This is a genomic window from Mesorhizobium sp. M1E.F.Ca.ET.063.01.1.1 (assembly GCF_003998155.1).
Lineage (GTDB): Bacteria > Pseudomonadota > Alphaproteobacteria > Rhizobiales > Rhizobiaceae > Mesorhizobium.
The window spans coordinates 1-4354 of record NZ_RZSC01000513.1; the positions used below are offsets into that span (position 1 = coordinate 1).

Consider the following 4354-nt stretch of genomic DNA (forward strand, 5'->3'; position numbering starts at 1 on the left):
GGCATGGATGACGTCGGCGAAATGCTGCGCGCCGCCGTCGTCCAGATCATCGCGGTCGACCGAGGTGACGACGACGTGGCTGAGGCCCATCTGCTTGACGGCGTGGGCGACGCGCGCCGGCTCATCCGGGTCGAGCGCCGTCGGGATGCCGGTGGCGACATTGCAGAAGGCGCAGGCGCGCGTGCAGATCTCGCCCATGATCATGAAGGTGGCGTGCTTCTTGTCCCAGCATTCGCCGATGTTCGGGCAGCCGGCCTCCTCGCACACCGTCACCAGCTTGTTCGACTTCACGATCTCGCGCGTCTCGGCATAGCCTTTCGAGACCGGCGCCTTGACGCGGATCCAGTCCGGCTTGCGCAGCACTTCCTGGTCCGGCCTGTGCGCCTTTTCGGGGTGCCGCGGGCGCGGCGCGTTGGCGATCGTGTCGAGAACAGTGACCATCTCAAACCCTTCGCGGCCGCTGGTAACGCGACCGTCCGTCTGCGTCATCTAGGACTTTTCGAAGCAAAGAAAAAGGCCGCGCCGGCGCATGCCGCCACGGCCATTTTCGCATAGCGGCGTTCGCCGGGGCTCAGCGGCGCACCAGCCGACCCGCAAAGATCAGCAGGCAGGCGCCGATGAAGCCTGTGATCAGATAGGCGAACCAGCCGACGCCGAAGGCCTCGACGTTGAGCGCTCTCAGGATTGCGTTCAGCACCACCGCGCCGGCGATGCCCAGAATGATGTTCATGAAGATGCCGGTGTTGCTCTTCATGACCATTTCGGCGAGCCATCCGGCCAAGCCGCCTATGATGATGGCTGCAATCCAGCCCACGCCATTCACGTCCATATGCCAAATCCTCCTCGATCAGGTGAAAATGCATCCGGATACGAACTGCCCTGCCGTCAAAGTCCTCCGGCTGCCGCGTCTGAGTCTCGCCCAACCAATCTATCACCGATTGGCCATTTATCATGCGTTCAAAGCGCGGCCATAGGCGTCGAGCACGCTTTCCTTCATCATCTCCGACAGGGTCGGATGCGGGAAGATCGTGTGCATCAGCTCTTCCTCGGTGGTCTCCAGGTTCATCGCCACGACGAAGCCCTGGATGAGCTCGGTCACCTCCGCGCCGATCATATGCGCGCCGAGAAGTTGTCCGGTCTTCTTGTCGAAAATGGTCTTGATGAAGCCCTGGTCCTCGCCGAGCGCGATGGCCTTGCCGTTGGCGCCGAACTGGAAGCGGCCGACGCGGATGTCCTTGCCTTCGGCCTTGGCCCTGGCTTCGGTCAGGCCGACCGACGCGACCTGCGGACTGCAATAGGTGCAGCCCGGGATCTTCAACTTGTCGATGGCATGCACGCCGGGGAAATTGGCGATCTTTTCGATGCAGACGACACCCTCATGCTCGGCCTTGTGGGCAAGCATGGGCGGTCCCGCGACGTCGCCGATCGCATAGATCCCGGCCACGTTCGTCTTGCCGTAGCCGTCGACGACGACGCAGCCGCGATCCGTCTTCACGCCGAGCGCCTCGAGGCCGAGATTTTCGATGTTGCCCTGCACACCGACAGCCGAAATCATGCGGTCGGCGGTGATCTTCTCGACCTTGCCATCCTTCATCTCGACATGGGCGGTGACCGAATTGGCTGATTTCTCGACCTTGGTCACCTTGGCTTCGAGGAGGATCTTCATCCCCTGCTTCTCGAACTGCTTCTGCGCGAATTTCGAGACCTCGGCATCCTCGACCGGAATCACCGCCGGCAAGACCTCGACCACCGTCACGTCCGCGCCCATTGTGCGGTAGAAGGAGGCGAACTCGATGCCGATGGCGCCCGAGCCCATCACCAGCAGCGATTTCGGCATCTCCTTCGGCACCATCGCCTCGAAATACGTCCAGATCAGCTTGCCGTCCGGCTCGATGCCGGGCAGCGCGCGCGGCCTGGCGCCGGTCGCCAGAATGATGTGCTTGGCGGTGTAGGTGCCCTCGCCCTTGACGCCCTTCGGCACCGGCGGCTGCGGCTCCATCGGCTTCTTGGCGGTCTTGGAGACCACGATCTCGCCGGGCTTGGAAAGCTTCGCCTCGCCCCAGATGACGTCGACCTTGTTCTTCTTCATCAGGAAGGCAACGCCGCCGTTCAGCCTGAGCGACACCTTGCGGGAGCGGTCGACCACCGCGGCCGTGTCGGGGTTGACCTTGCCGTCGAGCTTCAGGCCGTAATCCTTGAGGTGGTCGGAATAATGCATGATCTCGGCCGAGCGCAGCAGCGCCTTGGTCGGGATGCAGCCCCAGTTCAGGCAGATGCCGCCCAGATGCTCGCGTTCGACGATCGCCGTCTTGAAGCCGAGTTGGGCGGAACGCACCGCGGTGACATAGCCGCCGGGACCTGAGCCGATGATGATAACGTCGTAGTTCTCAGCCACGGGTTTTCTCCCTGATCTTTCTGGGGGTTAGAGTGAGAGCATCACACGCACGAGCGGGGCCAGAGCCTGGCCGATCCGCCGTGTGTTTTCGGCATCGAGATGGACACCGTCGAGCGGCGTTGTCGTTGCCACGGTGCCCGCATCGAAGAAGCCGCAGCCGGCCTCGTCGGCCAGCGCCGAATATTGCGGCGCCAGGCGCTTCGAGGCGTCGTCGCCGCCGGCGAACATTTCCTTGAATTCGGCATTGTCGGTGCGCGTTACCGCAGGCGGCGCGACGATGAGTATCTGCGGCGCCGGCCAGTCGAATGGATAGTCATGGCCGCGCACGATATCGATCAGGCGCTGGATGCCCTGCTTGGCGGCGACGGGATTGCCGTGGATCCATGGCTTCATGTCGTTGGCGCCGAGCATGATGATGACAAGGTCGAGCGGCGCGTGGCTCGTCAGGATCGTCGGCAACGTCCTCGCGCCGTTGCGGTCCGCACCGGCCAGGTAATCGTCGAAGGCAGTGGTGCGGCCGTTGAGGCCCTCGGCAATGACCTCAATGCCCTCGCCCAGCGCCGCCTTGAGCACGCTCGGCCAGCGGTCTTCCAACGCATGGCGGCCGAGGCTGGCGGCGTCGTAGCCCCAGGTCAGCGAATCGCCGTAGCAGAGAATTGTCTTCATGCCCTTACCCCATCCCTGCCGAACGGTGCCGACGAGCGCTTGAGCCGCCAGCGCACGAACAGCCATTGCACGATGATCGCCACAACGCCGGGTAGGATCAGTCCGGCAACGATCGAAAGGTCGCTTGCGGTCGCCCGGTTCTCGGGCGGCACCGAAAACGTCCAACCGGCGAGCGCGACCAGAATGATCGCGAAGATCGCAAGCAGCCACCAGAACATCCGGTCGACCGCCCGAACCGGCTCAGCGCGGAACTGGACCAGGAAGAAGGCGATCGTCACGACGATGAGGATCATCACCGTTGCGGCGAAGACCAGAATGTATTCTTCGGTCGCGCCGGTAAGCACGGCCAGTTCCTGCACGACCAGTCCGCCAGCCAGACCGGATAGGATGAAGGCGAAAAGGCTGGTGAAGAACTTCCGCACCGCCTCTTTTCCTTCCTAGACCAGCATGCCCATCGGGTTCTCGATCATGCGCTTGAAGGCGCCGAGCAGTTCCGCGCCGAGCGCGCCGTCGACGGCACGATGATCGGTGGACAAAGTTACCGACATCACGGTGGCGATCTTGATCTCGCCCTTCTTCACCACTGCGCGCTCTTCACCGGCTCCGACCGCGAGAATGGTCGCATGCGGCGGGTTGATGACGGCGGCGAAATCCTTGACGCCGAACATGCCGAGATTGGAGACGGCCGTGGTGCCGCCCTGGTATTCTTCTGGCTTCAGCTTGCGGCTGCGGGCACGGCTCGCCAGATCCTTCATCTCGTTGGAGATGACCGACAGCGTCTTTTCATCGGCGTGGCGGATGATCGGGGTGATCAGGCCGCCGGGGATCGACACGGCCACGCCGACATCGGCATGCTTGTGCTTGACCATGGCGCTGTCGGTCCAGGAGGCGTTGGCGTCCGGCACCGCCATCAGCGCCATCGCCATCGCCTTGATCACCATGTCGTTGACCGAGAGCTTGTAGGCGGGAACTTCGCCCTTCTCGGTCTTCCGCATCGGCGCCGCCGCATTGAGCTGCGTGCGCAGCGCGAGCAGCGCATCGAGCTCGCAGTCGAGCGTGAGGTAGAAATGCGGGATGGTGCTCTTGGCCTCGACGAGGCGGCGCGCAATGGTCTTGCGCATATTGTCGTGCGGGACGAGCTCGTAGGAGCCTTCCGCGAACAGCTTCAGCACCTGATCGTCCGACATCGGCTTCGCAATCGGCGCGGCCGCCGGTGCCTCGGCCGGGGCCTTGGCGGCAGGCGCTGCCTTGGCTCCGCCGGAAGAGATCGCCGCCTCGACATCGGCCTTCACC

The 4354-nt window shown here is 63.6% G+C and carries 6 protein-coding genes; all 6 read right to left on the bottom strand.

Translation table 11 applies throughout. From position 1 onward, the window contains the following. Positions 1-441, bottom strand: a 441-nt coding sequence (locus EOA29_RS26700) for a radical SAM protein (RefSeq protein WP_348628919.1), incomplete at its 3' end; no start/stop codon positions are given. A 130-nt stretch (positions 442-571) separates the two neighbouring features. Beyond that, positions 572-829: a GlsB/YeaQ/YmgE family stress response membrane protein gene (locus EOA29_RS26705; protein WP_126094052.1), complete on the bottom strand. Its 258-nt coding sequence runs from the start codon at positions 827-829 to the stop codon at positions 572-574. A gap of 120 nt (positions 830-949) precedes the next feature. Beyond that, positions 950-2395, bottom strand: a complete 1446-nt coding sequence (lpdA, locus tag EOA29_RS26710) for a dihydrolipoyl dehydrogenase (protein ID WP_126094053.1) — start codon at positions 2393-2395, stop codon at positions 950-952. A gap of 27 nt (positions 2396-2422) precedes the next feature. Next, positions 2423-3061, bottom strand: coding sequence for an SGNH/GDSL hydrolase family protein (locus EOA29_RS26715; protein WP_126094054.1), 639 nt, complete (start codon positions 3059-3061; stop codon positions 2423-2425). Further along, positions 3058-3483: a hypothetical protein gene (locus tag EOA29_RS26720; RefSeq protein WP_126094055.1), complete on the bottom strand. Its 426-nt coding sequence runs from the start codon at positions 3481-3483 to the stop codon at positions 3058-3060. The genes EOA29_RS26715 and EOA29_RS26720 overlap by 4 nt, the downstream gene beginning before the upstream one ends. A 15-nt stretch (positions 3484-3498) precedes the next feature. Next, the coding region (locus EOA29_RS26725) for a 2-oxo acid dehydrogenase subunit E2 (protein ID WP_189479000.1) at positions 3499-4354 on the bottom strand (856 nt) is incomplete at its 5' end.